The following is a 25,624-nucleotide window of genomic DNA, read 5'->3' as shown; positions in this document are numbered from 1 at the left end:
AAGCGCCGCGCCTAATTGTGACAAAAGAAGGAATCTCGATGCCACGTCCGTTTCTGCTGGTCGGCCTTGCGGCCCTGTTGTCCACCTCTACCATCGCCGCCCCGATCCGCAGCCTGCCGCAACCCCTGCCCATCACCAGCACCATCCCGGCGCCGCAGGACATCGCCTACCCCGGCACCATCACGCTGAAGGTCGACGCCACCGACGTTACCCGCGGCATCTGGAAGGTGCGGCAGACCATCCCAATCGTCGAACCCGGCCCGATGACGCTGCTGTTTCCGAAATGGCTGCCCGGCAACCACAGCCCGACCGGCCAGGTCGAAAAAGTCGCGGGCCTGACCATCAGCGCCGGCGGCAAGCCGCTGCGGTGGAAGCGCGACGAAATCGACGTCTATGCCTTCACCGTCGATGTCCCCGCCGGCACGCGCAGCCTCGACGTCCGTTTCCAGTTCCTGTCGGCCACCGCCGGAAACCAGGGCCGCATCGTCGCCACCACCGACATGCTCAGCCTGCAACCGAACAGCGTCGCTCTCTATCCCGCCGGCTATTTCACCCGCCAAATTCCGTTCAGCACCAGCGTCACCTGGCCGGCCGGCTGGACCGCCTATGGCGTGCTGAAGCCGACGGGCCGCAGCGGCGACACCACGACCTATGAGACCGTCGATTTCGAAACGCTTGTCGATTCGCCCTTCATCGCTGGCCGGTGGGCGAAAAGCTGGGACCTCGGCAACAACGTCAGCCTCGACGTCGTCGCCGATGCGCCGCGCTTTCTTGAAGCCACGCCGGCGCAGATCGACGCTCACAAACGCCTCGTCGACCAGTCGCTGAAGCTGTTCGGCGCCCGGCATTTCGATCGTTATCACCTGCTGCTGTCGCTCTCCGACGTGATGGGCGGCATCGGCCTCGAACATCATCGCAGCAGCGAGAACGGCGTTTCACCGCCCTATTTCACCGACTGGAACAAGGGGCCCGGCGATCGCAACCTGCTGCCGCACGAATTCACCCACAGCTGGAACGGCAAGTACCGCCGCGGCGCCGACCTGTTCACGCCGAACTACAGTGTGCCGATGCGCAATTCGCTGCTCTGGGTCTATGAAGGCCAGACGCAGTTCTGGGGATATGTGCTCGGTGCGCGCTCGGGCATCACGTCGAAGCAGGATACGCTCGACAGCCTCGCCGCCATCGCCGCGTCGCTCGACAACCGCCCGGCCCGCAGCTGGCGCTCGCTCGACGACACCACCAACGATCCGGTGATCAGCCGCCGCGCGCCGAAAGGCTGGACCAGCGAGCAGCGCAGCGAGGATTATTACGCCGAAGGCATGCTGATCTGGATGGAGGCCGACGCCATCATCCGGCGCGAGAGCAAGGGCGCCAGGGGCCTCGACGATTTTGCCCGCGCCTTCTTCGGCGTCAACGATGGCGACTGGGGCGTCAACACCTATGATTTCAACACGGTCGTCAGCACCCTGAACGGTGTCGTGCCCTATGACTGGGCGGGTTTCCTCAACCAGCGGCTGACCGAAAAGGCCGAGCACGCGCCGCTCAACGGCTTCACCATGTCGGGCTACAAGCTCGTCTATACCGACACCCCGACGACGGCCTTTGCGGAAGCACGTCGCGGCGTGCGGAGCAACAATCTCAGCTATTCGGGCGGGCTCGTCATCGGCAAGGACGGGTTGATCGAGCAGGTCGTCTGGGACAGTGCAGCCTATGCCGCCGGCCTGACCGTCAGTGACAGCCTGGTCGCGGTCAACGACAAGCCCTATTCCGACGACCAGCTCAAGGCCGAGATCACCGCGGCCAAGGGCGGCAAGGCGCCGATCCGGCTGCTGGTGAAGACCGCCGACCGGCTGCGCGTCGTGGACTTCGCCTGGAATGGCGGCCTGCGCTACCCGCGCTTCGAAAAGACCGGGCCGGAGGGGGCGCTCGACCAGCTGCTCAAGGCTAGGCCTTGATCAGCTTCAGCCCGACGATGCAGCCGACCAGGCCCGCCAGCAGCAGCAGGCGCGGCAGGCTGGCGACCTCGCCGAACCAGATGATGCCGACGATCGCCGTACCGGCCGCACCCACCCCGGCCCACACGGCATAGGCGGTGCCGATCGGAATGGTCCGCCCGGCATATTCGAGCAGCCCCATCGACAGGCTGACCGCGACAAGGAAGACCAACACCCAGGGCAAGTTGCGAAAGCCGTCGACAAAGCGCAGCGACGTCGTGAAGCCTACTTCGAACAATCCGCCGAGGATCAGTGCCAGCCAGGCCATAGCCATCCTTCCCATAGACAAATCACGCCGCGGCCCCTACGCCGCGCCGCAGCACAGGAGACATTAATGCGGATCGATCAAATCCCCATCGGCGTGAACCCGCCGCACGACGTCAACGTCGTCATCGAATGCCCGCTGGGCGGCGAACCGGTCAAGTACGAGCTCGACAAGGCCTCGGGCGCGCTGTTCGTCGATCGCATCCTGCACACCGCCATGCGCTATCCGACCAACTACGGCTTCATCCCGCACACACTCGCCGAGGATGGCGACCCGATCGACGCCCTTGTCGTCGCTCGCACCCCCTTCGTGCCCGGCTGCATCAGCCGCGTCCGCCCGGTCGGCGTGATGATGATGGAGGACGACGCCGGCGGTGACGCCAAGTTGCTCTGCGTGTCGGTTAACAAGGTTCACCCCTATTACGACAATGTCAGCGAATACACCGACTTGCCGGACATTCTTCTTCAGCAGATCGAGCATTTCTTTACCCACTACAAGGACCTGGAGCCCGGCAAATGGACGAAGTTCCAGGGCTGGCAGGGCAAGGCGACCGCCGAACGGCTGATCCTGGAATCGATCGAACGGTATAACGAAGCCGAAAAGGGCGCCAACGTGCCGTCACCCCGCGAACATCCGGGCGCGCCACGCGGCTGACCCTTACTTCCCCCCTCCCTTTCAAGGGAGGGGTCGGGGGAGGGTGTGTCCGACCCTCACTGAACTCGGGCGCGGGATGGCTCACCCTCCCCCGCATCCCACTCCCTTTCAGGCAGGGGGAGCAGCGCCCGCCAGCGCCGCCAGCGCGTCGCCATCCACCCGCATAACCGTCCACTCGTCTCGCGGCCTGGCCCCCAGCGCCTTGTAGAACCCGATCGCCGGCTCGTTCCAGTCAAGCACTTGCCATTCGAACCGGCCATAGCCTCGCGCGACAGCGATCCCCGCCAGATGCACCAGCAGCGCCTTGCCGACCCCGGCCCCGCGCGCTTCCGGCCGGACGAACAGGTCTTCGAGATACAGCCCGCCCCTGCCCTCCCAGGTCGAGAAATTGGTGAAGAACAGCGCCAGCCCGACTGCTTCTCCGTCATGCTCCGCCAGCACCGCCTCGGCGATCGGCCGCGCGCCGAACAGCGCCTCGTGCAGCTGGGCCTCGGTCGCTTTCACGGCATCGGGTTCACGCTCGTAAATCGCCAGCTCGACGATCAGCTGACGGATTGTGGCGATATCGGCGGGTGTCGCGGGACGGATCATGACGCCACTGACCATTGCAAGCACCGCGGCGCAAGTCCGGTCAGGCGACGCGACGTCGCCACTGCAACGCCACGACGACCATCAGTCCGGTCAGTGCCAGCGCCAGCACGGCGGCGCCCCACCGACTTTCGATCAACAGCACCAGCGCCGCGATCTTGGCAATGCCGACCAGCGCCCACAGCAGCACGGTGACGATGCCATGCATCAGCGCTATTCCGCCGCAATCGCTTCCGCCGCCAGCTTGGCTGCTTCGAGCTCGGCGGCCTTCTTCTCGACCAGCATCACGATGTGATCGACCATCTTCTCACTCTCGATGACATGGTCGGTGATGCCGCTAAGGAACACCATGTGCCGCCCATTGCCGCCGCCGGTCAGGCCGATATCGGTCTCGCGCGCCTCACCGGGGCCATTCACCACGCAGCCGAGCACCGACAGCGACAGCGGGGTGGTGATATGCGCCAGCCGCGTCTCCAGCGTCTCGACGGTCTTGACGACATCGAAGCCCTGGCGCGCGCAGCTGGGGCATGACACGACGCGAACGCCGCGCGCCCGGATGCCGAGCGACTTCAGGATATGATAGCCGACCTTCACTTCCTCGACCGGGTCCGCCGACAGCGACACGCGGATCGTGTCACCGACACCGGCCCACAGCAGCATGCCCAGCCCGATCGATGACTTGACGGTACCGCCCTGCAGCCCGCCGGCCTCGGTGATGCCGAGGTGCAGCGGATAGTCGCAGACTTCGGCGAGGCCGTTGTAGGCGGCAACGGCGAGGAACACGTCCGAAGCCTTCACCGAAATCTTGAACTCGTGAAAATCCTCGTCCTGGAGCATCTTCATATGCTCGAGCGCGCTTTCGACGAGCGCCTCCGGGCACGGCTCGCCGTACTTCTCGAGCAGATGCTTCTCCAGCGATCCGGCGTTCACGCCGATGCGGATCGAACAGCCATTGGCCTTGGCAGCGCGGACGACTTCCTTGACGCGAGCCTGCGACCCGATGTTGCCCGGATTGATGCGCAGGCAGGCGGCGCCGGCATCGGCCGCCTCCAGGCCGCGCTTGTAGTGGAAATGGATGTCGGCAACGATCGGCACGTTGACCGCGCGGACGATGGTCGACAGCGCCGCCGTGCTCTCCACATCGGGGCACGACACGCGGACGATATCGGCGCCGACCTCCTCGCAGCGGCGGATCTGGTCGATCGTCGCCGCGGCATCGCTGGTCAGCGTGTTGGTCATCGTCTGCACGGCGATCGGCGCATCGCCGCCCACCGGCACCTTGCCAACCATGATCTGCCGCGATTTGCGGCGGGTGATGTCACGCCAAGGGCGAACGCTCATGCTATGCTCCCGATCTTGCGCCCGGCCTTACACCGGCACGCGTCGCCGTCCAAGCGCTTCAGGCCCGCCACAGCCGGCGCCACAGCGGCCCCAGGATCCGCCAGGCCAACCAGAGCAGCACCGCCGCCAGCGCCGCCAGGCCCAGCGCCAGCGCCGCCGCCCACTGCGGATGGCTCAGCGCCAGCCACAGCCCGCCCGCCACCAGCCCGTCCTCCGCCACCGAGACGACGACGTTGCTGACCGGCTCCGGCGAACCGTTGATGACCGCGCGCGACCCCGCCTTGGCCGCATGCGAGGCCAGCGCCGCGCCGCCGCCGAGCAGAAACACCACCACTGCCAGCGCATTGTCGTCCGGCGACACCACCGCCAGCGCCAGCAGAGCCCCGCCAACCGGCCGCACCAACGTGTGCAGCGTGTCCCAGACGCTGTCGAGCCAGGCCACCTTGTCGGCCAGGAACTCCGCCGCCGTCCCCAGCGCCGCGATGCCGAGCACCCAGGGGTTGGACAGCACCTGCAGCCCCGCGAGTGCATGCGGCAGCGCCGGCACGCCGACCATGTCGAGCACGCCGAACCGCATCGCCAGCCCCGCCGCCAGCACCGCGGCATAAAGCCGCCAGCCCGCCAGCAGGCTCAGGCTGGCAGCCAGACCGAGGATTTCGATTGCATTCATGCGGCCGACCCTCCCACAGCCGCGCCCTTATTTCCAGCAGGGGTGCAACGGATCGGCTTCGCGCCTACGGTCCGACCCATGACCAGTATCCTCGCCGCCACCGTGATCCTGCTGCGCGATTCGCCCGCCGGCCCTGAAATCCTGATGATCAAGCGTGGCGATAACCTCGCCTTTGCCGGCGGCGCGCTGGTGTTTCCCGGCGGCCGGGTCGATCCGGCCGATGTGACCACGGCGCGAGACCCCCGCCTCGCGACCGGGTTCGAACGCCTAGACGACATCGATGCCTCGGCCCGCATCGCCTGCTGCCGTGAAGCGCTGGAGGAAACCGGCGTGCTGCTGACCAGCGGCGCCGCCGCCGACCCGGCGCAGCTTGCCCGCGCTCGCGCCGAACTCGCCACCGGTCCCGACAGCGCCGAAGCGTGCACGTTTGCCGCCACGCTCGCCGCGCTCGATCACAAGGTGGCCGCCGATCGCTTCATCCCCTTCGCGCGCTGGGAACCGCCGGCTGCGGCGCCCATCAAGCGTCGTTTCGATACGCATTTCTATCTCGCCGACGCCGGCAACACCGCCGGCGCCGCCATCTCGCCCGACGGTCATGAAGCGGTGGCGATCCACTGGACCACCGCGGCCCAGGTGCTCGCCGACGAAGCCGCAGGCACAGCGGCGCTGGTGTTCCCGACAAAATGCAATCTGCAGCGCCTCGGCCAGTACGACAGCGTCGCCGCAATCATGGCCGCCGCCGCGACCCGCGCCCCGCCATTCATCCAGCCCGAGATCGTCGAGCGCGACGGCGCCATGTGGCTGATCATCCCGGAGGATTGCGACTATCCGGTAACCGAGGAGCGCATGGACAGCGTGCGCCGCGAATAGCTCAGCCGGCCAGCTTCTTGCGGAAATTGCGGACAGCGCTCCACGCGCCGTAAGCGACCAGCGCGCCGAGGAATATCCACACCCACACCGGGATGTTGCGGCCGACAATGGCGAGGTAGAGATAGGCCGAGACAAAGCACAGCCCGGCCGCCAGGATCGGCAGGACCGCCGACTGGCGCGCCCGTATCCGCTTCACGGCCAGGCCGGTAAACAGCAAGAAGAACGGGATCGCGCCGACATAGATCGCACCGAACACGACCGGGTTCACACCATAGCGTGCACCGAGTGCCATCACCCAGGCCTGGGCCGCCGCGATCTGGTCCATCAATCTTCCATCCACAGGTCTGCGACTGGATCGGCACCGGTATAGGCCAGGAGGAATTCGGCCTGGCCGCCGAGGTGCACCGGCGCGGTTATCTCCCAGACCTCGCCGGCGGCCAGCCTGTCAGCGCCGATATGGCCGCTGCCCGAAACCACGGCAAGCCAGAGAATCCTGCCGACCGGCGGAACCACCTGGCCGCCGGCGGTGACAATGCGCTCGAGCACGAAACTTGGCCCGGCCACCAGCAATTCTCGGCCAGGCCCGGGGGACGGCAGCGGCTGCGGTGGCGCCCAGGCCCGCATATCGGCCACCGCCAACCCGTCGTCGAGGTGCAGCGGCCGATCGCGGCCATGGTCGAACAGGCGGTAGGTCAGGTCGCAATTCTGCTGGATTTCAAACAGCGTGACCCCTGCGCCGATGGCGTGGATGGTGCCGGCGGGCGTGAAGAAAACATCGCCCGCGGCACAATCATGCCAGTGCAGCATGTCCATGATGGTGCCGTCATGCGCCGCCGCCCGCAGCGTCGCCGCGTCGCCGTCCCGAACCAACCCCTTGCCGATCCGGGCGCCGGGTTCGGCGGCGAGCACCACCCAGGCCTCGTCCTTGCCGCGCCGGTGTCCGCGCGCCTGCGCGCCCGCCTGATCGGGGTGCACCTGCACCGACAGCGGTTCGCCGGTGAACAACGTCTTGATCAACAGCGGCGGGTCGCCGGCGGCAACGCGGTGATGAACCTCTCCAATGGGCTGGCGCCCGTTGCCGAGTTCGAGTCCCCACGGGCCGAGCATGATGCGGCCCCAGGGCTTCTCGCATGGCTCGGGGGTCAGGCGCACCGCATTGCCGAACAATTTCGATGACTTTTCGGGCCGCGTCGCCATCAAGACACTCAAGCCCCGCACACATTTACCATGCGCTCGCTCTTAACCGGCTTGGCGGGGCGCGCCAAGCCAGGCTTTGCAATGTCTGAGCAGCTGGGGCAGAGCCGGGGGAAAGCCGGTTCGCCGACGTATCGAACCTGAAACCCGGGAGATCATCGACATGCGCATCTTGCTGCTGGCCGCCGCCGTTCTCGCCGCAAACGCCGCCGCCGCCCAGACCGCGCCGACCGACGCCGCCGGCATGGCAGAGGCACGTGCCAAGCTGGTCGCCGCCGACACCAACAAGGATGGCAAGTGGGACAGGGCCGAATGGCTCGCCGCCGGCCGCCGCGAAATGGGGTTCCGGTTGCTCGACGCCGACAAGGACGGCTTCGTCAGCCAGGACGAGCTGAAGTCCGGCATGGAGCGGATGCGGGCCATGCAGGGCAATTGACCTTTTTACATAGCGTTCAAAGGACCGCGCTCAATTCCTTGATATCCTTGTTGAGGATGCGGTCGTTATCTGAATAGTCGACCGGGCATTCGATCAATTGCACGCCTTTGGCTGCCAGGCACGACGCAAGCAGGTCGGGTAGCATTTCGGCGCTTGTGACGCGGTGGCCATGCGCGCCATAGCTTTCGGCGTATTTGACGAAATCCGGGTTGCCATAGCTGAGCCCCCAGTCCCGAAAGCCCATGTTCGCCTGTTTCCAGCGGATCATTCCGTAACTATTGTCGTTGAGAATGAGCACGGTGATGTCGAGACCGAGCCTGACCGCCGTCTCCATCTCCTGCGAATTCATCATGAAGCCGCCGTCGCCGCAGATCGCCATCACCTTGCGACCCGGATAGACCATCGCCGACGCCATCGCCGACGGCAGCCCTGCCCCCATGGTCGCCAGTGCGTTGTCGAGCAGCACCGTATTGGCCTGGTGTGCCGTGTAGTTGCGCGCGAACCATAATTTGTAGACACCGTTGTCGAGCGCGATGATCCCGTCAGACGGCATCGCCTTCCTGACCTGGTCGACCAGATATTGCGGATAGATCGGGCAGCGCAGGTCCGTGACCGCCGCTTCGCGGTGCGCCACCTCTGCCGCGCGTGCCGCCAACATTGGCGAGCAGGCCCAATGCTGCTGCCGGGTGATGGCCTCGGTGATCTGCCAGACGGCGTTGGCGATATCGCCGATGACCTCGATTTGCGGGAAATAGACCGGGTCGACCTCTGCCGATCGGTTGGACACATGGATGACATCGGTACCGCCGGTCGTCATGAAGAAGGGCGGCTTTTCGATGACATCATGACCGATGTTGACGATCAGATCGGCATGGCGAATGGCGGCATGAACGAAATCGCCCGACGACAGGGCGGCGCAGCCGACGAACTTGGGGTGGCGTTCGTCGATGACGCCCTTCCCGAGCTGCGTTGTCAGGAACGGGATGCCGGTCTTGTCGACGAGCAGGTTCAGCATCCGCGACGTCATCGTCCGGTTGGCGCCGGCCCCGATCACCAGGATCGGCGCACGCGCCGCCTCGATCGCCCGCACCGCCGCGGCGATCGCCTTGGCATCGGGCACCGGGCGGCGCACGTGGCTCGGCGCGATCGGCGTCGCATCGGTCGGATCATGCGCGATGTCCTCGGGCAGCTCGAGGTGTGTCGCGCCAGGCTTTTCCTCTTGCGCCAGGCGGAACGCCTCGCGCGTTCGCGCCGGGATGTTGTCGGCCGACGCCAACTGATGCGTATATTTGGTGATCGGCCGCATCATGTCGACGACATCGAGAATCTGGAAACGACCCTGCTTCGATTTCTTGATGGGTTTCTGCCCGGTGATCATCAGCATCGGCATGCCGCCAAGTGTTGCATAGGCGGCCGCAGTGACAAGGTTGGTTGCACCCGGCCCCAGGGTCGCCAGGCACACACCGGCCTTGCCCGTGTGCCGGCCATAGGTCGCCGCCATGAAGCCGGCGCCCTGCTCGTGCCGTGTCAGGATCAGGCGGATCTGTGTCGATCGCGACAGGCTGTCGAGGAAATCGAGGTTCTCCTCGCCGGGCACGCCGAAAACATACTCGCAGCCTTCATTCTCCAGGCACTGTACCAGCAGGTCGGAAGCCTTGGTCATCACGCATCCCCTGGTTAAGGTGCCATGATGGCCGCTGCCGGCGCCGGTGAATAGCCCGCTTAACGCCCGGCCTTGATATCGTCGGCCCAGCGTTCGCCGGCATCGCCGCCCCACAACAGCCACGCGATATAACCCGCCGACGGGTCGTCATCATCGCCCCATTCATGGGCCTTGGCCTCTTTGTCGACGGCATGACGCTTGAAATAGCTGCTGATCGCCGTGATGTCGTCGTCGCTGACCGGCCGGCGGGCCTGCAACTGTTCGGCCCGGTGGACCCCGACATCGGTGCCGCCGCGGTTGAACCTGGCGCGCAGCTCCAGGCCCTTGGCGGCGGCTTTTGCCACGGTCTCAGGCGGCTTGTGCCCAGCCATGGCTCAGGCCTTTTTCAACGCGTCGGGTTTGTGGATCGCCTCGCCGCCGCTCTTGTCCGACTTCACCAGATATTCCGGCTTGTCCTTGGTCGCCTTGGCGACATGGCCCTTTACCTTGGCGGTACCGGTGATCTTCCTGACCACCTTGCCGACCGAATGACCGCCCGACGACTCCCATTCGACCTTGTCGCCGGCCTTGAAGCTCTTGTCTGCCATTGTCCGTCTCCCTTCGGGACGGCAACGTCCGCTGGCGCGGCCCTGTTCCCACCGCTGCCTTCGGTCGCAGGTCAAACCAGGATGCCGCGAATCAGGCTGCTGTCCAGCCCCCGTCGATCGACAGATTGGCACCGGTGATCTGCGCCGCGGCGTCGGAGCACAGATAGACCGCGAGCGAAGCGACCTGTTCGCTGGTCACGAACTCCTTGGTCGGCTGCGCTTCCAGCAGCACGTCGTTGATGACCTGTTCGCGCGTCAGCCCGCGCGCCGCCATGGTGTCGGGGATCTGCTTTTCGACCAGCGGCGTCCAGACATAGCCCGGGCTGATCGCGTTGACGGTAATGCCATGGGTCGCCACTTCCAGCGCCGCGGTCTTGGTGAGGCCAGCAAGCCCGTGCTTGGCGGTGACATAGGCCGATTTGAACGGGCTCGCGGCCTTGCTGTGGGCGCTCGCCGTGGAAATGATGCGGCCCCATTTCTTCGCCTTCATCTGCGGAATGACGGCGCGCATCGCATGGAAGGCCGCCGACATGTTGAGCGCGATGATCTGGTTCCATTTGTCGACCGGGAACTCGTCGATCGGCGCGACATGCTGGATGCCGGCATTGTTGATGAGAATGTCGACACCGCCGAACCGGGTCGCCGCGTCGGCAAACATGGCAGCAATGGCGTCGCCATCGGTCATGTCTGTGGGTGAATAAAACGCCCTGACACCGTGGCTTGCTTCAAGCTTTGCCCGCTCCGCCTCCACTACCGCCGCGTCGCCAAAGCCGTTGATGATGATGTCGGCACCTTCGGCCGCCAGTGCCGTCGCCATGGCGAGGCCGATCCCGCTCGTCGATCCGGTCACGAGCGCCGTATTGCCAGCGAGCATCTTGGTCATGATTTCACCTGTCGGGTCAGTTGGGGAATACTGGCGTCGGGTCGGGTCAGGTCGTAGACGACGGTGCCCTGCTGCATCGGCTGCGCCATCCAGGCGGCATCATGGACGGTGCGCATGACGTCCTCACGACCGTGCAGCCAGTGTTCCGCCATGGTGGCGCGGCTGAACTCGTAATCCTTGGCCTCGCCGGCCCAGCTCTTGTCGCGATAGATCAGCTGGGCGATGGTGATGCGGTTCTCACGAGCAATCTCCGACAGCACGCGCACTTCCTCGCTGTCGCGCAGTTCCGGCGGCAGCTTGGCGACCAACCCCTTGAACGCTGTCCGTGCCCGCAGCATCCGGACATTGCTGTCGGTATTCTGCCGTGTACGACTGGAAAAACGGATATCCTTCACCCGCTCCTCGGCCTCGCCGATGGTTTCCGGCATCGGCCCGCGCGACGGGAACAGGTCGACCTGGAAAATCATCAGATCACGCTCCTGCTCGACTTCGAGCACATGATCGAGCGGCGTGTTCGACACCAGCCCGCCGTCCCACCAGTATTCGCCGTCGATCAGCACCGGCGGGAATCCCGGCGGCAACGCGCCCGATGCCATGATGTGCTCGGGTCCAAGCCGTTGCTCGCGATTGTCGAAATAGCGGAAGTTGCCGGTCTCGACGTTGACCGTGCCGACCGACACTCGTACCGGGCCGTCGTTGAGCAGGTCCCAGTCGACCAGCCGCTCCAGCGTCGCCCGTAGCGGCGCCGTGTCATAATAACCGATCGGCCCCTTCAGCCAGGGCACGACCGGTGGCCAGATCGGCTTGAAGAATCCGGGCGCCCCCTGGGCCACGGTCATCGCCGCGGCGATCTGGTTCCATTGCTTGCGAATGCCGTCGCCCAGCATCGGCGCGTCCGCGGTCACTCCCGACGTCACCAGGTCCCAGAATTCGGTAAGCCGGGCGACCCGCTTCTCGACCGGATTCCCGGCAATCAATGCCGCATTGATGGCGCCGATCGAGATGCCGGCAACCCAGTCCGGGCACATGTCGACCTCGGTCAGCGCCTCGAACACCCCGGCCTGGTAGCTGCCGAGCGCACCGCCGCCCTGCAGCACCAGCACACACATTGCCGCATTCTCGCCGTCCGACATCCCTGCTCCTGTCTTCGCAGGTGCGGCATAGCCAATTCCGGCCGCCGTTGCGATGGCCTGTTTTGCCGTCCGCGCATGGGCACGACAACGTGGCGTCCGTCGATCTAGATCAGCTCAACATGCAGAAACTGATTGAATGCACTCGCCTGATAGGTGCCGAACGCCGGGCCATTGCGAAAACCGTGCCGTCGATACAGTTGCAATGCGGCATCGAACGCCGCGCCGGTGCCCGTTTCAAGGCTCAGACGCCTTGCACCACGGGCGCGGGCGGCCGCCATTATCGTGACCAGGATCGCCGTCGCAGCCCCCTGCCGTGCAAATTCCGGGTGGGTGCGCATCGACTTCACCTCGGCATTGCCATCCGCCAGCATCTTGATGGCGCCGACGCTCGCCAACCGGTCGCCGCGCCACGCAGTCCACACCGTGACCTCGGGCGCCGCCAGGCCCGACAGGTCGAGCGCAAACACCGCCCCCGGCGGCGAACTCGCGTGCATGCCGGCCAGGTGCAGCGCCAGCAGCGCCCGCACCTCGGCACCGGCCAGGTCATCCTCGCGAATCGCGAACATCCGCGCCGCCCCGTGGCCCGGCGCTACTCGACGCCCATCAGCTCCACGTCGAAGATCAGCGTCGCGCCCGGCGGAATGTCGGCACCCGCGCCGCGATCGCCATAGCCCGCCGCCGCCGGGATGATCAGCGTGCGCTTGCCGCCGATCTTCATGCCGGCGACGCCTTCGTCCCAGCCCTGGATGACCTGGCCGGCGCCCAGTGCAAAGGCGAAAGGCTCGTTGCGGTCACGCGAGGAATCGAACTTCGCGGCGCGGCGCCCGTCCTGGTACAACCACCCCGTGTAATGGACGCTGACAATCTGGCCCGGTGCCGCTTCCGCGCCCTTGCCGACCTTCACATCGGTAATCGATGTCCCGCTCGCCAGTACGACAGGTGCGACCGACGCGCCGGCAGTGGTGGCGACCAGGCTGGCGATCGCGGCGGCAAGGGCGGCAACGTTGGCGGCGGTCATGGCAGGGTCTCCTCGATGGCGTCGCGGCCTGATAGCCCGAGCCGGTGGCGAAAGAAATCAATCGTGCGCGTTTCGGCGGCCTTGCCGGGCCCGCTTTCCGGCAGATGGATGGTCAGCACCGAATGCGGTGCCATGCCGGTGCCGGGTCGCGCATCGGCATCGTCGAGCTCGACAGTCTCGAAACGCTCGCCGAACTCATAGGCATAGCGGTCGAAACGCGCATCGGGCACCAGCCCGTCCGATTTGTACCTGAGGCCGAGCATCGACAGGTTCTCCATTTCAAAGCGCCCCCGCGCGCAAGCGACCTCCGCCGGCGACACATCGATGGCCCCCTTGTCGCCGCCTCGCAGCGGCAGCGACGGCTGTGACAACACCGGCGCGATGACGCTGGGCTCGGTCATCATCGCCAGCGCGAAGCCGCCGGTGAAGCACATGCCGACCGCGCCCACCCCGGGACCGCCGCATTCTTCATGGGCATGCCGCGCCAGTGCCCGCAGCCAGTCGACGATCGGCGAAGACTTGCCGCCGCTCCAGGTATGGAATTCACGGCGTATGCAGATGTTGAGCAGGATCTGGCCGATGGCATAGGCCTTGGTGACCGGCTTTCCCGGCGTGCCGAACAGGCTGGGCATGAACACCGTGAAGCCGGCCTCGACCAGCCTGTCGCCGAATGCGACGACCAGCGGGTGCAGCCCCGGTACTTCGTGGATGACGATGACTGCCGGCCCCGACCCGCGCCGGTAGACCGGCCTGGTGAACGGCACTGCCGTAAAATCGGATAACTGATAATCGGCCAATGGCATGTGCACGTCCCCCCTTGCCCTCGGTAGCCGGGCGCTGCCGCCAGGTCACGCAGCGTTTCAGCCTGCCAGTTGCACCCGGTCGCGGCCATTCTGCTTGGCGTGGTACATCGCGCGATCGGCGGCCTGCATCCCGGCGGCAACGGTCAACCCGGGCCCGCCGGCGACGCCGATGCTGACCGCCAGCGGAATCGCGTCGCCATCTTCGCCGATGATGCGCAGCGCGCCGACAGCGTGGCGGATCTGTTCGGCCAGCCACAGCGCCGCGGCGCTGCTGCCGACCGGCAGGTAGATGGCAAATTCCTCCCCGCCGATGCGGGCGACGATATCGTCGGGGCCGACGGTGTCGATGATTGCCCGCGCCACGGCAACCAGCGCCGCGTCGCCGATGGCATGGCCGTTGCTGTCATTGATGATCTTGAAATGATCGATATCGACGATCAGGAACCAGCCGGGTCGACGCGCCTGCAACCGGGTTACCCGCGCTTCGAAGGCGGCACGATTGGCGACCCCGGTCAGATGGTCGGTTTCCGCGGTGCGTTGCAGGCTGGAATAGGCTTCGGTCAGCTCGGCATTGAGCCGCCGGATCGATTCCGATTGGCGGACCAGGATCACCGTGATGGGCGTCGATACCAGCACCGGCAGGATCATCCCGACCAGCCACCATTCCGTTGCCACCGGGTCGGTGCCGGGCAGCGACGCCACCACAAGCATCGTCAACAACGTCGCGACAAGCGAGAAGCCGACGGAAAGTAATATCTTCCAGCCGGGTGCCACCCGTTCAGGCCTGCATTGACTGGTCGACGTCCCGAACCTTCACCCGTCGCTCCGCAAAAGTTGGTGGGCCCAGCGGGATTCGAACCCGCGACCTAGCGCTTAAAAGGCGCGCGCTCTACCGATTGAGCTATGGGCCCGAAGCCATGACAGCTTCGATACGGCCCGGCACCGTAGCCGAACCGTAATCAGCCGCGGGCTTTAGGCCGCATTGCGCGCGCGCGCAACTGTCTCGCCGTCAGGTTGCGCACCGGATGCCGCCACATCGGCGCCACCTCGACCAGCGGATCGAGCACGAAGCGCCGTCCGGCCAGGCGGGGATGCGGCACCTGCAAGGGGCCCGATCGCACCACCGCGGCACCGGCCCCGATGATGTCGAGATCGAGCACCCGGTCACCCCAGCGCCGCCCGCCGCGTCGGCCGAAATCGTGCTCGATGCGCTTGATGAGCAACAGCACGTCGGCCAGTGGCAAAGCGCTCGTGACTGTCACCACGGCATTGGCAAAGCGCCGGCCGCCCGGCCCCAGCGGTGCCGTCGGATGCGTGCGCGACCGTGCCGTCACCGCCAGACCGGCAGCCGTCAGCGCCGCGATCGCTGCACTGACAACACCCTCCGGCCGGCCATGGCGGCCGTGGCGGCGATTGGAGCCGAGCGCGATCAGGATGGTTGTTGCCATGGCCCCGTTGCGCCTACACGCTGGCGCCATGGAAATCGAACCTGCTCCTGCCGTGACGCCGCCTGCCGAGCCCTGGCCCGGCCATGTGCCGCAACCGGGCGACGCGCCGCGCGACTGCCCGATCTGCCCCCGCCTCGTCGGCTTCCGCAACGCCAATATCGAGCGCCACCCCGGCTGGTGGAATGCGCCGGTGCCGGCCTTCGGGGATCCCGATGCCTGGCTGGCCATCACCGGCCTTGCCCCGGGACTGCAGGGTGCCAACCGCACCGGCCGGCCGTTCACCGGCGATTGGGCCGGGCTGCTGCTTTATGCCACGCTCGAAAAGTTCGGCTTTACCAGCGGTACCTACGAAGCGCGCAGCGACGACGGCCTGGCGCTCGAAGGCGCCATCATCGTCAACTCGGTCCGCTGCGTGCCGCCGCAGAACAAGCCCGACCCAAGCGAGATCCACGCCTGCCGTCCGTTCCTCGTCGAGCGGCTGAAGACGCTGCCGAACCTGAAGGTCATCATCGCGCTGGGCCAGATCGCCCACCAGTCGACAATCAAGGCCATCGGCGGCAAGCTGCCGAAATATCCGTTCGGCCACAACAACCTCCACCGCCTGCCCAGCGGCATCGTGCTGATCGATAGCTACCATTGTAGCCGCTACAACACCAACACCGGCCGGCTGACGGCGGAAATGTTCGAGGCTGTCTTCGCCACCGCCTTGGCCGAACGGGAGCGCGGATGAACCTCGCACGCATCGCCGCCAACGAGCGTATCGCCCAGCTCGACGTGCTGCGCGGCCTTGCCATCCTGCTCATCCTGTACATGAATATCCAGTATATGGGGGATTTCTCGAACCCCGAGTATTTCCCCAACCGGGTCAGCTGGAACGGCTTCGACCAGGCGGCCTGGTGGGTGAACCGGCTGCTCGATGGCACGCAGCGCGGCCTTCTGGAACTGCTGTTCGGCGCCGGCGTGCTGATCATGGCGCGCCATGCCATGACGCCCGACGGCCCGGTGGCGGTGGCCGACCTGCACATGCGCCGCAACATGTGGCTGATGGTCTTCGGCATCGCCCATGGCGTCGTTTTCCTGTGGGAAGGCGATATCCTCTTTGCCTACGGCACCGCGGCGTTGCTGATCTTCCCGTTCCGCCGCCTCCGCTCCCGCTGGCTGCTCGGCCTCGGCATCGCCGTCAACCTCGGCCTGCTGGCCCCCAGCATGATCGAGTATCGCGAGCGCGCCGCGCTGGCGACCGCCGCCACGGCCGCCGGTGACCGGCTCGCCGGCGGCGAAAGACTCGGCGACGCCGACAAGGCCGTGCTGGCGAAATGGGGCGCCGCCCAGGCCGAGGCGCGGGGCATCGATCCTGCCATCATCAAGGCCGAAAAGGCCCGCATGAAAGGGCCGTTCGCAGCCTATGCCGCCGCCCGCATCAAGGCCTGGGTTTCTGTCGAGTTCACCGAAGTCGGCATCTACTGGGAAAATGTCATCGAAGCGTTCGGCACCATGATGATCGGCATGGCGTTGTTCAAATGGGGCATCATCCAGGGCCGGGCGAGCCGCGCCACCTTTGTGCTGCTGCTGGTCGCCGGCTATGGCATCGGCCTGGCCCTGCGCGTGCCCGCGACCGTCGCCCAGCTGCGTTTCGACGCCTTGCCCGATATCGGCATGGTGACCTTCGGACTGGCCCGCCTGCCGATCACGCTGGGGCACATCGGCGGCGTCACGCTGGCGCTGTCGACCGGCCTCGGCAAGATCATGCTCAGGCCGTTCGAGGCCAATGGCCGGTTGCCGCTGTCGACCTACATGGGCGCCTCGGCGGCGGCCGTGGTGCTGTTCGGCTGGCCGTTCCTCGGGCTGTTCGGGAAATTGGGCTTTGGCCAGCTGTTCGCCCTCGCCACCGCCATCATCGTCAGCCAGATCATCATCGCCAACCTGTGGCTGAAGCTGTTTGCCACGGGGCCGCTCGAATGGCTGTGGAAAAGCCTGTCCTATGCCGCGCCCCAGCCGCTTCGCACCGGTACCGAGCCGCTCTCATGAGCTTTCAGGTCATCGACCATGACCAGGGGAGCATCCCGTGGCTGCGCTGGCGCCACGACGGCATCGGCGGCTCCGACGCCCCAGCGCTGATGGGCGAGAACCCCTGGCGCTCCCCGGCCGCGCTGTTTGCCGAGAAGGTCGCCCCGCCGCGCTACGGCCCGGCTCGTTTGCTTTCAGGCCGCCGCCCGCGCCCGGCGCCCGTCGTCGCCGACTTGTTCGGTGCCCCGCCGCCGCCCCGCGATACGGGCCTGGAGGCCCAGGCCCGCCGGCTCTACATTGCCGCCCATGGCAGCGCCGTCGCGCCCTGTTGCCTCGTCTCCATCGCCCGCCCCTGGCAGCGCGCCAGCCTCGACGGCCTCGATCCCGCCGCCGGCCGCGCCCTCGAGATCAAGTGCGGCCAAGCGACCTACAGCGAAGTCGCCCGTTCCGGCCGCGTCCCCGGCCATTACATCGGCCAGCTCCAGCAGACCCTCGCCGTCACCGGCTACCCGAGCATCGATTTCTGGGTCTGGTGCCCCGGCCGGCCGCCGCTGCTCATCACCGAATGGCGCGACGAGGTCTATATAGAACGGCTCAACGTGCGCGGCGCCGACTTCTGGGCCCGCGTCCTCGCCGCGCGTCAGGCGTCGACTGCCAGCCGCCCATAGAGATCCGGCCGCCGATCGCGGAAAAAGCCGAACGCCGCGCGATGTTTGGCCGCGAGGTCGAGGTCGAATGTCGCCAGCACCTGCCCCTCGCCGGCGTCGCCGACCTCCGACATGATATCCCCGCGCTGGTCGGCTATGAAGCTCGTGCCATAAAAGGTCTGCGCATGCGGCGTCCCCGCCTCCTCGGTGCCGACGCGATTGCATGCCACCACCGGCACGACGTTCGACACGGCATGGCCCTGCATCGCCCGTCGCCACATGCGCCGCGTGTCGAGGTTGGGATCGTGCGGCTCACTGCCGATCGCAGTCGGGAACATCAGCACTTCGGCGCCCTGCAGCATCATCGCCCGCGCCGTCTCCGGATACCATTGGTCCCAGCAGATGCCGACGCCCACCACACCATGCTTCGTCGGCCACACCTTGAAGCCGGTGTTGCCGGGCCGGAAATAGAATTTCTCCTCATAGCCCGGGCCATCGGGAATATGGCTTTTCCGATAGACGCCCATGATGTTGCCGCCATCGTCGATCATCGCGAGGCTGTTGTAATGATGCGGTCCATCGCGCTCGAAGAAGCTCGTCGGGATATACGTCTTCGTCTCCAGCGCAACCTGCTGCATGGTCGCGACCGCCGGGTGCTTGTCGAGCGGCAGCGCATTGGCGAACAGGCTCTCGTCCTCGTGGCGGCAGAAATAATGCCCCTCGAACAGCTCGGGCGGCAGGATGACCTGCGCGCCCGCGGCGGCAGCGGCGCGCACGGCCACGGCAGTGTGGGCGATATCGGTATCGCGCACGCCGGTGAAGGCGAGCTGGAGCCCGGCAACGGTGATGTTACGCGTCATGGATCCTCAAGCCGGCTGCTGCTGGGTGATGCAATGAAAACTGCCGCCGCCGGTCAAAATATGGTCCGCGCGCAGCCCGATGCAATCCCGGCCCGGAAACAGCGCGCCGATCGCCCGAACCGCGGCAGCGTCCGACGCCGCGCCATAGGTCGGCACGACGACCACGTTGTTGCCGATGTAGAAGTTCATATGGCTCGCCGGCACGATCTCGCCGTCGCGCTCCACCCGGCCGGGTGAAGGCACGCCGACGATATCGAGCCCGAAATCGCGCGCCCGGTCGTGCGCATCGACCAGCACGGCATGATTGGGGTCGTCCGCCGCCGGCACCGGCAGCGCCAGCACCCCCGGCGCAACGAAGCGCGCCAGGTTATCGACATGGCCGTCGGTATGGTCGTTGAGCAGGCCGTCCCCCAGCCACAGCACCCGGTCGATCCCGAGATCGCGGCGCAGGTGCGATTCGATCTCGGTGATGTCCATCCTGGGGTTGCGGTTGGGGTTGAGCAGGCATTGCTCGGTGGTCACCGCGAGCCCGGTGCCGTCGCAATCGATGGCGCCGCCCTCCAGCACCCAGCCATGCCGCGCCAGCGGCACGCCGGCGGCCTGTGCCACGAACGCCGCAACGCCATCGTCGCCGGCCAGGTCGTATTTGCCACCCCAGCCGTTGAAGCGGAACCCGGCCGCCGCGGCGCCGACCGGCGATGCCATGAACAACGGGCCAGTGTCGCGCAGCCAGATGTCGCCAAAGCCGTAGGCGTGGAAGCCGACGTCGCAGCCCGCCAGCAGGTCGCGCGCCACGGCCATCGCGGCGTCGTTCGCCACCAGCAGCTCGACGCGTTCCCCCGCGGCGATCGCCCGCACCATGGCGGCAACTTCGGCCTGCGCCGGTTCGAGGTCATCTTCCCACAGGTCGGCGGCGCTGGGGAATGCCGTCCAGGTCGCGGCGTGCGGCATCCATTCCGCGGGCTGGCGCGCGGTCACTTGGCGGCGCTCCGCGAGGCATCGCGAATGGCGCGGAACTCGCTGTCGGTGAACCAGTTCGGCCAGGCGCTGCCATTGGCGAGCTCGAGCCCCAGCCCCTTGTACAGCTCCAGATCCTGCACCGCCCCCGACCAGTCCCAGTCGGGCGAATATTCGTCCGACGGCTGGTGATAATCCTTGCCGAAACGCGCCACCGCCGCGGCCGCCGACCCCTTTGGCTTGCCGACCAGTTCACCGCCGCTGCCCGCCGCCAGCATCGGCACGCCCAGTTTGGCAAAGCTGAAATGATCCGACCGGAAGTAAAAGCCCTTCTCCGGCGTGGCCTCGGCCCGCAGCGTGCGACCCTGCGCCCGCGCCAGCCGCAACGCCATCGCCTCCAGTTCCGACTTGCCGGCGCCTTCCACCGTCAGCCCATCCATGCGGCCGATGACGTTGAGGCTGTCCATGTTGACCCCGCCGACAGTCCGGCCGAGCGGATAGACCGGGTTTTCGGCATACCAGCGCGATCCGAGCAGGCCCGATTCCTCGGCGGTAACCGCGACGAACAGCACCGACCGCGCCGGGCGCTTGCCGGCAGCAAAATCCGCCGCGATCGCCAGCATGCCGGCGGTGCCCGAGGCATTGTCGACCGCGCCGTTGCAGATGTCGTCACCCGCGGCATTGGCGGCGCAGCGGCCGAGATGGTCCCAATGCGCCGAATAGAGCACCACCTCGTCCGGCCGCGACGCGCCGGGCAATATGCCCATGACATTCTTGGACAGCGACCGGGTGATGCTGTTGTCGAGCGTCGCCGACGCCGTCAGCCTGGTCTCGACCGCCTTGAAGCCCTTGACCTTCGCCGCCGCCATCAGGGCCGCCAAGTCGAGTCCCGCCGCCGCCAGCACCTGCGTCGCCGCCGGCTTGGTCATCCAGCCTTCGACACCGACGCGCTTCATGCCCTTGTCGGGCAGATCGAGATCGATCTTGGGCGCCCGCGCCGTCGAGGTGATGACGCTGAACGGATACGCCGCCGGCTCCGTATCATGAATGATGATTGCCGCCGCCGCCCCCTGGCGCATGGCTTCCTCATACTTGTACGAATAGCGGCCGTAATAGGTCATCGCCCGGCCCTCGAAGAGCCCGGCATCCTTGCCCGCCGCCCCGGTCTCCCAATCGGGATCGTTGACCAGGATGATCACCGTCTTGCCGCGCACATCGGCACCGGCGTAATCGTTCCAGCCGCGCTCGGGTGCGTTGATGCCATAGCCGACGAACACCACCGGCGCATTGGCGAGAACCTGCCGCTCGACCTGCCGCTTTGTCCAAACCACCATGTCGTCGATGTAGTTCAGCGTGATCGGCGCTGCCCCACCAGCAAAGGTCAATGTCACCTTGGGATCGAGCGTGATCGCCGCCAGCGGGACATCCTGTGTCCACTGCCCCTTGTTGCCCGGCTGCAGCCCGATCGCCTTCATGCGGCTGATCAGATAATCGACGGTCTTCGCCTCCCCCGCCGTGCCCGGCGCCCGGCCCTCGAAGGCGTCGGACGACAGCGTCTTCGTGTCGAGCTTAAGCTGGTCCACCGAGATGGCGGCGGCCGGGACGGAAGCAAGGAGCAGGGCGAGCGCGAGCGTTTTCATGGCGGAGTGCTTGCCAGCCATGACGGCGCGACGCAACGGGCGAGGATGGGGGAGCAGCTAAATCCACCCCATTGTCACCCCGGCGCAGGCCGGGGCCCATGAACCACGATCGATGTCGCCCGTACGCACACGAACCACATGGCAATTGTGAATTTGTGGGCCCCGGCATGCGCCGGGGTGACAGATGCAACCAGTTCACCCCTCGGTCGTCGCCTTGAACCCCTGCGCCACCACATACCATTCGCTCGACCCCTTGCGGCTGGCCGGCGGCTTCACATGCTTCACGGTGGTGAACGACTGTTTCAGCAGCGCCGTCAGCGCGCCGTCGCCGCCCCCGGCCAGCACCTTGGCAACGAATGCCCCGCCCGGCCGCAGCAGCCGCCCCGCCATGTCGAGCCCGGCTTCGATCAACCCCATGGTGCGCAGGTAATCGGTCATCTGATGGCCGACGGTATTCGCCGCCATATCCGACAACACGATATCCGCCTGGCCGCCCAGCGCCGCAAGCAGCACGCTTTCCGTGTCGTCGTCGAGAATGTCCTTCTCGAACAAGGTCACCCCCGTGATCGGCTCGATCGGCAGCAGATCGATCCCCACCACCGTCGCCCGCGGCCGCCTTTCCAGCACCACCTGGCACCAACCACCCGGCGCCGCACCCAGGTCGACAACCCGCTCGACCTGGTTCAGCAGCGAAAATTGCGCATCGAGTTCCTTCAGCTTGAACGCCGCCCGGCTGCGATAGCCGGCGGCCTTGGCGGCGGCGACATAGGGGTCGTTAAGATGCCGGGCGAGCCACTGGTTCGACGACGTCGTGCGCCGATGGGCGTTCTTCACCTTGACCTTGCCGCCGCGCGAGCGGCCGCCGGTGCCGCCCGGCCCCCCGCCGGCGCTGCCGCCCCCCTTGCCACCCTTGCCGCTCGTGACCGTCATTTACCTGCTGCCCAGACGCCGTCGCGGCCCATCAGGGTCCGCAGGATACCTTCGCGGATGCCCCGATCGGCCACCCGTACGTCGCCGCCCGGCCAGCGCGCCAGGATCGCTTCCAGGATGGCGCAGCCGGCGACGATCAACTCCGCCCTGTCGGGCCCGATGCACGCCACCCGCGCCCGCTCCTGCACGCTTTGCAGCGCGATGCGCCGGCACAGTGCCAGCAGCGGCGCATTGTCGACCGCACAGCCATCGACCTGACGCCGATCATAGCCCGGCAAGCCGAGTTCGACACTCGCCAGCGTCGTGATCGTCCCCGACGTGCCGAGCAGCTGCACGTCGCGCACGCCGCGCGCCACCAGCCGCTCGCGAAAGCCGTCGAGCATCGGCCCGACCCGCTGCAGCATGCGTTCATAACCGCGCAGGCGATCCTCCGCGCCCGGCCATTGTGGCTCGGTTTCCGCCAGCGAAACCACGCCCCAGGGCAGGCTGACCCACTCCAGAATATCGGGCTCGCCGCCGTTCACGGAGCCGGGGGCGACCAGCATCAATTCGGTCGAGCCGCCGCCGATGTCGAATACCAGCGCCGGCGGGCCATCGGCGGCGATCAGCATGTGGCAGCCAAGCACCGCCAGCCTCGCCTCCTCCGCCGCGCTGATCACATCGAGGGCGATGCCCGTCTCGTCGAACACCCGCTCGACAAAGCGCGCCCCATTGGCGGCACGGCGACAGGCTTCGGTGGCGACATTGCGGGTCAGGCGCACGTCGCGCCGCGACAGCTTGTCGGCGCAGGCGGCGAGCGCCGCAACCGTCCGGTCCATGGCGGCATCCGACAGCCGCCCGGCCTCGAGCAATCCCTCGCCCAGACGGACGACGCGGGAATAGGCATCGACGATGATGAAGCCTTGCGGTCCCGGCCGTGCGATGAGCAGCCGGCAGTTGTTGGTGCCGAGATCGAGTGCGCCATAGGTATGGCCGCGGCGCAAGGCGGGGCCCCGTTGCATCCGGCGCCCGGCGCTATCGCGTGACGGTGCCCATTCCACGGCCCCCGCCCCTGGCGGGGTTACCGTGTCGGGCGGCGATGATGCCGGGGCCGACATTGCAGTCTGTAATCCCATTCTTCACCGGCCACCCAGAACAGGGCGCCGGAACCTGTCGACACGCTAGTGCGGCAGCCCCGCCAATGCAAATATGCGGCCAACGGCGGCCGATAGGGCAACAGGCAATTGACTTGGCCGCCGGTCCTGCCTAGACGGCGCTTCCGCTGGCAGCCGGCCTATTGCCCTGTCGTCTAACGGTAAGACAACGGACTCTGACTCCGTTTATCGAGGTTCGAATCCTCGCGGGGCATCCAGCCCGCCAGCGCCAGCCCGGAAAATGCGAAAACGCCCGCAAAACCCCCGTTGCATCGCGCGGTGGCCGCCCCTATACGGGCCGCCTTCCGTCGCTGTGGGGCAATAGCTCAGATGGGAGAGCGCAGCAATCGCACTGCTGAGGTCGGGAGTTCGATCCTCCCTTGCTCCACCAACGACCCGTTCAGGGCTCGCAATCAGACTTTCGCCAGCGTGCCCGGCGGTGCATCGCCACCGATCGACAGGTTGCTCAGCGCATAATCGACAAATTCGACGTGGAAATCCATCGGCATCGCCTTGAACCGGCACGCCGCCACGATCTGTTCGATCAGGAAACGCGGCTGGTACGCCGCCAGCGGCACGTTTTTTGCACCCAGCTTGGCCACGATATCATCGAATACCGCGTCGTTGAATGCCTCCCCCAGGCCATGCGCCGCCGATACATCGGCCCAGATGCGCTTGTACAGCGCCAGCGGCGGGGCGCCGACCTCCAGCTTGTACGGGATGCGCCGCAGGAACGCCGGGTCCATCAGGTCGGCCGGGGCCAGGTTCGTCGAAAAGATGACGATCGCCTCGAACGGCAGCTTGAAGCTCTTGCCGGTGTGCAGCTTCATGTAATCGACACGGCTTTCCAGCGGCACGATCCAGCGGTTGAGCAGCGCCGTCGGGGTCACGATCTGGCGGCCGAAATCGTCGATCAGCAAACAGCCCCCCGCCGCCTTCACATGCAGCGGCGCCTCGTAGAAATTCGCCGTCGGCTCATAGCGCAGGTCGAGCATCTCCAGTGTCAGTTCGCCGCCGGTGACGATGAAGGGCCGCTTGCATGCCACCCAGCGTTCGTCGAAATCCTCGGCAAACAGCGAGACCGTGAGCAGCGCCGATTTCGGTTTCTTGTCGACAGGCTCGTGCACGTCGGGATCGAACACCCGCATGATCTGGCCATCGATCATCACCGCGTGCGGCACATGGATGACGTCCTTGAATACCCGGCTCAGCCGTTGCGCCGTCGACGTCTTGCCGTTCCCCGGCGGGCCGTACAGCAGCACCGGGCGCCCCGACCGGATCGCCGGCCCGATCTGGTCGACAAAGGCATCGGCGATCTGCAGGTCGGCAAACGCGGCCTGGATGCCGGCCCAGTCGATATTCTCGTTGGTGACCTTCTGCAGCTCGAGCCAATGGGTATAGCTCGTCAGCGTCACCGGCGCCGCGCCGGCATAGCTCGACGCTTCCAGCGCCTCCACCGCGCGCTTGCGGCCCTTTTCGGTCAGGCCATAGCGCATGCCACCGCCACCCATCGCCTGGCCGAGGCCGTTGAACAGCTGGTTGCGCACCCCTGAGTCGAACAGTTCGGCCATGATCGCCGTCGGCAGCCGCATCGCCTCGCTGCAGGCGGCCAGTGTCTCCAGGCCGCCCGACAGCACGGTCTTCAACAGCAGGTTTAGCAGCTCGGTCTCGCTGATGCCGGTTTCGGCGATCGATACCGGCGCCTTGGGGATCTGGTGCGAAAACTTGTCCAGCGTTGCCTGGTCGATGGCGCCGATATCGATCAGTTTCTGCCCGAGCCGTCCACCCTCGCTCGACTGCAGCTGCAGCGCCGCATCGATTTGACCGGGCGTCACCAGACGCGCCGCCACCAGCAATTCCCCGATACGCATGCCCGTCCCCCGTGCCCCACAACCGGATTACG

Annotated in this window: 30 protein-coding genes and 3 tRNA genes; 9 read left to right on the top strand and 24 right to left on the bottom strand. The window is 66.6% G+C overall.

Annotation, left to right across the window (positions count from 1 at the left end):
• Positions 1 to 38 precede the first annotated feature (38 nt).
• Complete coding sequence (locus ACP7AI_RS03500) at positions 39 to 1,955, top strand: M61 family metallopeptidase (protein WP_426164117.1); 1,917 nt, start codon at positions 39 to 41, stop codon at positions 1,953 to 1,955.
• Here ACP7AI_RS03500 and ACP7AI_RS03495 read toward each other — a convergent pair.
• On the bottom strand, positions 1,945 to 2,262 hold the full coding sequence (locus ACP7AI_RS03495) for a DMT family transporter (RefSeq protein ID WP_426164114.1): 318 nt from the start codon (positions 2,260 to 2,262) through the stop codon (positions 1,945 to 1,947). The genes ACP7AI_RS03500 and ACP7AI_RS03495 overlap by 11 nt on opposite strands.
• Before the next feature lie 66 nt (positions 2,263 to 2,328).
• Between ACP7AI_RS03495 and ppa the strand changes: the two genes are divergently transcribed.
• Positions 2,329 to 2,913 (top strand): inorganic diphosphatase, encoded by a 585-nt coding sequence (gene ppa, locus ACP7AI_RS03490; protein ID WP_426164112.1) that lies wholly within the window; start codon positions 2,329 to 2,331, stop codon positions 2,911 to 2,913.
• Positions 2,914 to 3,021: 108 nt separating this feature from the next.
• Here ppa and ACP7AI_RS03485 read toward each other — a convergent pair whose 3' ends face one another.
• Genes ACP7AI_RS03485 through ACP7AI_RS03470 form a run of 4 tightly spaced genes read right to left on the bottom strand, consistent with a single transcriptional unit; the run spans position 3,022 to position 5,512 of the window.
• Positions 3,022 to 3,504: a GNAT family N-acetyltransferase gene (locus ACP7AI_RS03485; RefSeq protein ID WP_426164110.1), complete on the bottom strand. Its 483-nt coding sequence runs from the start codon at positions 3,502 to 3,504 to the stop codon at positions 3,022 to 3,024.
• 40 nt (positions 3,505 to 3,544) lie between these two features.
• Complete coding sequence (locus ACP7AI_RS03480; protein ID WP_426164107.1) at positions 3,545 to 3,709, bottom strand: hypothetical protein; 165 nt, start codon at positions 3,707 to 3,709, stop codon at positions 3,545 to 3,547.
• A gap of 5 nt (positions 3,710 to 3,714) precedes the next feature.
• Entirely contained in the window at positions 3,715 to 4,842 is a 1,128-nt protein-coding gene (gene ispG / locus ACP7AI_RS03475) for a flavodoxin-dependent (E)-4-hydroxy-3-methylbut-2-enyl-diphosphate synthase (protein WP_426164105.1), read from the bottom strand.
• Positions 4,843 to 4,900: 58 nt separating this feature from the next.
• Positions 4,901 to 5,512 carry a DUF4126 domain-containing protein gene (locus ACP7AI_RS03470; protein ID WP_426164103.1) on the bottom strand — a complete coding sequence of 204 codons (612 nt, stop codon included), beginning with the start codon at positions 5,510 to 5,512 and terminating at the stop codon, positions 4,901 to 4,903.
• A 78-nt stretch (positions 5,513 to 5,590) separates the two neighbouring features.
• Here ACP7AI_RS03470 and ACP7AI_RS03465 point away from each other — a divergent pair, with 78 nt between their 5' ends.
• On the top strand, positions 5,591 to 6,382 hold the full coding sequence (locus ACP7AI_RS03465; protein ID WP_426164101.1) for an NUDIX hydrolase: 792 nt from the start codon (positions 5,591 to 5,593) through the stop codon (positions 6,380 to 6,382).
• Position 6,383: 1 nt separating this feature from the next.
• Here ACP7AI_RS03465 and ACP7AI_RS03460 read toward each other — a convergent pair whose 3' ends face one another.
• Together ACP7AI_RS03460 and ACP7AI_RS03455 are read right to left on the bottom strand one after the other, a co-directional pair.
• Positions 6,384 to 6,707: a hypothetical protein gene (locus ACP7AI_RS03460; protein WP_426164098.1), complete on the bottom strand. Its 324-nt coding sequence runs from the start codon at positions 6,705 to 6,707 to the stop codon at positions 6,384 to 6,386.
• Positions 6,707 to 7,579, bottom strand: a complete 873-nt coding sequence (locus ACP7AI_RS03455) for a class I mannose-6-phosphate isomerase (RefSeq protein ID WP_426164096.1) — start codon at positions 7,577 to 7,579, stop codon at positions 6,707 to 6,709. The genes ACP7AI_RS03460 and ACP7AI_RS03455 overlap by 1 nt, the downstream gene beginning before the upstream one ends.
• Positions 7,580 to 7,739: 160 nt before the next feature.
• Here ACP7AI_RS03455 and ACP7AI_RS03450 point away from each other — a divergent pair, with 160 nt between their 5' ends.
• A complete protein-coding gene (locus ACP7AI_RS03450; RefSeq protein WP_426164093.1) occupies positions 7,740 to 8,012 on the top strand; it encodes a hypothetical protein in 273 nt (90 codons plus the stop codon).
• Positions 8,013 to 8,028: 16 nt separating this feature from the next.
• Here the strand turns inward: ACP7AI_RS03450 and ACP7AI_RS03445 are convergent, their stop codons facing one another.
• From ACP7AI_RS03445 to folK, 11 genes are all read right to left on the bottom strand, one after another.
• On the bottom strand, positions 8,029 to 9,675 hold the full coding sequence (locus ACP7AI_RS03445) for an acetolactate synthase large subunit (RefSeq protein ID WP_426164091.1): 1,647 nt from the start codon (positions 9,673 to 9,675) through the stop codon (positions 8,029 to 8,031).
• A 59-nt stretch (positions 9,676 to 9,734) separates the two neighbouring features.
• Positions 9,735 to 10,046: a hypothetical protein gene (locus ACP7AI_RS03440; protein WP_426164089.1), complete on the bottom strand. Its 312-nt coding sequence runs from the start codon at positions 10,044 to 10,046 to the stop codon at positions 9,735 to 9,737.
• 3 nt (positions 10,047 to 10,049) lie between these two features.
• Positions 10,050 to 10,262, bottom strand: a complete 213-nt coding sequence (locus ACP7AI_RS03435; RefSeq protein ID WP_426164086.1) for a DUF2945 domain-containing protein — start codon at positions 10,260 to 10,262, stop codon at positions 10,050 to 10,052.
• A 91-nt stretch (positions 10,263 to 10,353) separates the two neighbouring features.
• Positions 10,354 to 11,145: a 3-hydroxybutyrate dehydrogenase gene (locus tag ACP7AI_RS03430; RefSeq protein WP_426164084.1), complete on the bottom strand. Its 792-nt coding sequence runs from the start codon at positions 11,143 to 11,145 to the stop codon at positions 10,354 to 10,356.
• Positions 11,142 to 12,278 (bottom strand): patatin-like phospholipase family protein, encoded by a 1,137-nt coding sequence (locus ACP7AI_RS03425; protein ID WP_426164082.1) that lies wholly within the window; start codon positions 12,276 to 12,278, stop codon positions 11,142 to 11,144. The genes ACP7AI_RS03430 and ACP7AI_RS03425 overlap by 4 nt, the downstream gene beginning before the upstream one ends.
• A 104-nt stretch (positions 12,279 to 12,382) precedes the next feature.
• Positions 12,383 to 12,844, bottom strand: a complete 462-nt coding sequence (locus ACP7AI_RS03420; protein WP_426164080.1) for a GNAT family N-acetyltransferase — start codon at positions 12,842 to 12,844, stop codon at positions 12,383 to 12,385.
• A 23-nt stretch (positions 12,845 to 12,867) separates the two neighbouring features.
• Positions 12,868 to 13,296, bottom strand: coding sequence for an FKBP-type peptidyl-prolyl cis-trans isomerase (locus tag ACP7AI_RS03415; protein WP_426164077.1), 429 nt, complete (start codon positions 13,294 to 13,296; stop codon positions 12,868 to 12,870).
• Positions 13,293 to 14,099 carry a dienelactone hydrolase family protein gene (locus tag ACP7AI_RS03410; protein ID WP_426164075.1) on the bottom strand — a complete coding sequence of 269 codons (807 nt, stop codon included), beginning with the start codon at positions 14,097 to 14,099 and terminating at the stop codon, positions 13,293 to 13,295. Before ACP7AI_RS03410 ends, ACP7AI_RS03415 begins: the two co-directional genes overlap by 4 nt.
• Before the next feature lie 57 nt (positions 14,100 to 14,156).
• On the bottom strand, positions 14,157 to 14,873 hold the full coding sequence (locus tag ACP7AI_RS03405) for a GGDEF domain-containing protein (RefSeq protein WP_426164072.1): 717 nt from the start codon (positions 14,871 to 14,873) through the stop codon (positions 14,157 to 14,159).
• A gap of 61 nt (positions 14,874 to 14,934) precedes the next feature.
• Positions 14,935 to 15,010: transfer RNA gene (locus ACP7AI_RS03400), tRNA-Lys, on the bottom strand.
• Positions 15,011 to 15,058: 48 nt separating this feature from the next.
• Entirely contained in the window at positions 15,059 to 15,547 is a 489-nt protein-coding gene (gene folK / locus ACP7AI_RS03395; RefSeq protein WP_426164070.1) for a 2-amino-4-hydroxy-6-hydroxymethyldihydropteridine diphosphokinase, read from the bottom strand.
• Positions 15,548 to 15,575: 28 nt separating this feature from the next.
• On the opposite strand from folK, the gene ACP7AI_RS03390 reads away from it, so the two are divergent.
• From ACP7AI_RS03390 to ACP7AI_RS03380, 3 genes are read left to right on the top strand one after another with little or no spacing between them, the layout of a single operon-like run.
• Complete coding sequence (locus tag ACP7AI_RS03390) at positions 15,576 to 16,277, top strand: uracil-DNA glycosylase (RefSeq protein WP_426164068.1); 702 nt, start codon at positions 15,576 to 15,578, stop codon at positions 16,275 to 16,277.
• The gene (locus tag ACP7AI_RS03385; protein ID WP_426164066.1) at positions 16,274 to 17,575 is read left to right on the top strand and encodes a DUF418 domain-containing protein; all 1,302 of its coding nucleotides are present in this window, start codon (positions 16,274 to 16,276) and stop codon (positions 17,573 to 17,575) included. The genes ACP7AI_RS03390 and ACP7AI_RS03385 overlap by 4 nt, the downstream gene beginning before the upstream one ends.
• Positions 17,572 to 18,222: a lambda-exonuclease family protein gene (locus ACP7AI_RS03380; RefSeq protein ID WP_426164064.1), complete on the top strand. Its 651-nt coding sequence runs from the start codon at positions 17,572 to 17,574 to the stop codon at positions 18,220 to 18,222. Before ACP7AI_RS03385 ends, ACP7AI_RS03380 begins: the two co-directional genes overlap by 4 nt.
• Here ACP7AI_RS03380 and aguB read toward each other — a convergent pair.
• The 5 genes from aguB to ACP7AI_RS03355 form a co-directional block, all read right to left on the bottom strand.
• Complete coding sequence (gene aguB / locus ACP7AI_RS03375) at positions 18,195 to 19,061, bottom strand: N-carbamoylputrescine amidase (RefSeq protein WP_426164061.1); 867 nt, start codon at positions 19,059 to 19,061, stop codon at positions 18,195 to 18,197. The two genes, ACP7AI_RS03380 and aguB, sit on opposite strands and share 28 nt — an antisense overlap.
• Positions 19,062 to 19,067: 6 nt before the next feature.
• Positions 19,068 to 20,039, bottom strand: coding sequence for an agmatine deiminase family protein (locus tag ACP7AI_RS03370; RefSeq protein ID WP_426164059.1), 972 nt, complete (start codon positions 20,037 to 20,039; stop codon positions 19,068 to 19,070).
• A complete protein-coding gene (locus ACP7AI_RS03365; protein WP_426164057.1) occupies positions 20,036 to 21,658 on the bottom strand; it encodes a M28 family peptidase in 1,623 nt (540 codons plus the stop codon). The genes ACP7AI_RS03370 and ACP7AI_RS03365 overlap by 4 nt, the downstream gene beginning before the upstream one ends.
• A gap of 195 nt (positions 21,659 to 21,853) precedes the next feature.
• On the bottom strand, positions 21,854 to 22,588 hold the full coding sequence (locus ACP7AI_RS03360) for an RlmE family RNA methyltransferase (RefSeq protein WP_426164055.1): 735 nt from the start codon (positions 22,586 to 22,588) through the stop codon (positions 21,854 to 21,856).
• On the bottom strand, positions 22,585 to 23,685 hold the full coding sequence (locus ACP7AI_RS03355; protein ID WP_426164052.1) for a Ppx/GppA phosphatase family protein: 1,101 nt from the start codon (positions 23,683 to 23,685) through the stop codon (positions 22,585 to 22,587). Before ACP7AI_RS03355 ends, ACP7AI_RS03360 begins: the two co-directional genes overlap by 4 nt.
• A gap of 180 nt (positions 23,686 to 23,865) precedes the next feature.
• Here ACP7AI_RS03355 and ACP7AI_RS03350 point away from each other — a divergent pair.
• Both ACP7AI_RS03350 and ACP7AI_RS03345 read left to right on the top strand, forming a co-directional pair.
• A tRNA-Gln gene (locus ACP7AI_RS03350) sits at positions 23,866 to 23,939 on the top strand.
• Positions 23,940 to 24,036: 97 nt separating this feature from the next.
• A tRNA-Ala gene (locus tag ACP7AI_RS03345) sits at positions 24,037 to 24,112 on the top strand.
• 22 nt (positions 24,113 to 24,134) lie between these two features.
• Here the strand turns inward: ACP7AI_RS03345 and ACP7AI_RS03340 are convergent.
• Positions 24,135 to 25,592: a hypothetical protein gene (locus ACP7AI_RS03340; protein ID WP_426164049.1), complete on the bottom strand. Its 1,458-nt coding sequence runs from the start codon at positions 25,590 to 25,592 to the stop codon at positions 24,135 to 24,137.
• Positions 25,593 to 25,624 lie beyond the last annotated feature (32 nt).

Origin of the sequence: Sandarakinorhabdus sp. DWP1-3-1, assembly GCF_049896705.1 — a bacterium.
GTDB lineage: Bacteria > Pseudomonadota > Alphaproteobacteria > Sphingomonadales > Sphingomonadaceae > Sandarakinorhabdus.
The sequence above is the reverse complement of the archived record's forward strand: the minus strand, read 5'-3'. Positions and strand labels throughout refer to the sequence as shown.

Excerpts from the sequence above, each read along its gene's own strand:
- ACP7AI_RS03500 (WP_426164117.1), top strand. The coding sequence starts at position 39 with ATGCCACGTCCGTTTCTGCTGGTCGGCCTTGCGGCCCTGTTGTCCACC.
- ACP7AI_RS03495 (WP_426164114.1), bottom strand. The coding sequence starts at position 2,262 with ATGGCCTGGCTGGCACTGATCCTCGGCGGATTGTTCGAAGTAGGCTTC.
- ppa (WP_426164112.1), top strand. The coding sequence starts at position 2,329 with ATGCGGATCGATCAAATCCCCATCGGCGTGAACCCGCCGCACGACGTC.
- ACP7AI_RS03485 (WP_426164110.1), bottom strand. The coding sequence starts at position 3,504 with ATGATCCGTCCCGCGACACCCGCCGATATCGCCACAATCCGTCAGCTG.
- ACP7AI_RS03480 (WP_426164107.1), bottom strand. The coding sequence starts at position 3,709 with ATGCATGGCATCGTCACCGTGCTGCTGTGGGCGCTGGTCGGCATTGCC.
- ispG (WP_426164105.1), bottom strand. The coding sequence starts at position 4,842 with ATGAGCGTTCGCCCTTGGCGTGACATCACCCGCCGCAAATCGCGGCAG.
- ACP7AI_RS03470 (WP_426164103.1), bottom strand. The coding sequence starts at position 5,512 with ATGAATGCAATCGAAATCCTCGGTCTGGCTGCCAGCCTGAGCCTGCTG.
- ACP7AI_RS03465 (WP_426164101.1), top strand. The coding sequence starts at position 5,591 with ATGACCAGTATCCTCGCCGCCACCGTGATCCTGCTGCGCGATTCGCCC.
- ACP7AI_RS03460 (WP_426164098.1), bottom strand. The coding sequence starts at position 6,707 with ATGGACCAGATCGCGGCGGCCCAGGCCTGGGTGATGGCACTCGGTGCA.
- ACP7AI_RS03455 (WP_426164096.1), bottom strand. The coding sequence starts at position 7,579 with ATGGCGACGCGGCCCGAAAAGTCATCGAAATTGTTCGGCAATGCGGTG.
- ACP7AI_RS03450 (WP_426164093.1), top strand. The coding sequence starts at position 7,740 with ATGCGCATCTTGCTGCTGGCCGCCGCCGTTCTCGCCGCAAACGCCGCC.
- ACP7AI_RS03445 (WP_426164091.1), bottom strand. The coding sequence starts at position 9,675 with ATGACCAAGGCTTCCGACCTGCTGGTACAGTGCCTGGAGAATGAAGGC.
- ACP7AI_RS03440 (WP_426164089.1), bottom strand. The coding sequence starts at position 10,046 with ATGGCTGGGCACAAGCCGCCTGAGACCGTGGCAAAAGCCGCCGCCAAG.
- ACP7AI_RS03435 (WP_426164086.1), bottom strand. The coding sequence starts at position 10,262 with ATGGCAGACAAGAGCTTCAAGGCCGGCGACAAGGTCGAATGGGAGTCG.
- ACP7AI_RS03430 (WP_426164084.1), bottom strand. The coding sequence starts at position 11,145 with ATGACCAAGATGCTCGCTGGCAATACGGCGCTCGTGACCGGATCGACG.
- ACP7AI_RS03425 (WP_426164082.1), bottom strand. The coding sequence starts at position 12,278 with ATGTCGGACGGCGAGAATGCGGCAATGTGTGTGCTGGTGCTGCAGGGC.
- ACP7AI_RS03420 (WP_426164080.1), bottom strand. The coding sequence starts at position 12,844 with ATGTTCGCGATTCGCGAGGATGACCTGGCCGGTGCCGAGGTGCGGGCG.
- ACP7AI_RS03415 (WP_426164077.1), bottom strand. The coding sequence starts at position 13,296 with ATGACCGCCGCCAACGTTGCCGCCCTTGCCGCCGCGATCGCCAGCCTG.
- ACP7AI_RS03410 (WP_426164075.1), bottom strand. The coding sequence starts at position 14,099 with ATGCCATTGGCCGATTATCAGTTATCCGATTTTACGGCAGTGCCGTTC.
- folK (WP_426164070.1), bottom strand. The coding sequence starts at position 15,547 with ATGGCAACAACCATCCTGATCGCGCTCGGCTCCAATCGCCGCCACGGC.
- ACP7AI_RS03390 (WP_426164068.1), top strand. The coding sequence starts at position 15,576 with ATGGAAATCGAACCTGCTCCTGCCGTGACGCCGCCTGCCGAGCCCTGG.
- ACP7AI_RS03385 (WP_426164066.1), top strand. The coding sequence starts at position 16,274 with ATGAACCTCGCACGCATCGCCGCCAACGAGCGTATCGCCCAGCTCGAC.
- ACP7AI_RS03380 (WP_426164064.1), top strand. The coding sequence starts at position 17,572 with ATGAGCTTTCAGGTCATCGACCATGACCAGGGGAGCATCCCGTGGCTG.
- aguB (WP_426164061.1), bottom strand. The coding sequence starts at position 19,061 with ATGACGCGTAACATCACCGTTGCCGGGCTCCAGCTCGCCTTCACCGGC.
- ACP7AI_RS03365 (WP_426164057.1), bottom strand. The coding sequence starts at position 21,658 with ATGAAAACGCTCGCGCTCGCCCTGCTCCTTGCTTCCGTCCCGGCCGCC.
- ACP7AI_RS03360 (WP_426164055.1), bottom strand. The coding sequence starts at position 22,588 with ATGACGGTCACGAGCGGCAAGGGTGGCAAGGGGGGCGGCAGCGCCGGC.
- ACP7AI_RS03355 (WP_426164052.1), bottom strand. The coding sequence starts at position 23,685 with ATGTCGGCCCCGGCATCATCGCCGCCCGACACGGTAACCCCGCCAGGG.
- ACP7AI_RS03340 (WP_426164049.1), bottom strand. The coding sequence starts at position 25,592 with ATGCGTATCGGGGAATTGCTGGTGGCGGCGCGTCTGGTGACGCCCGGT.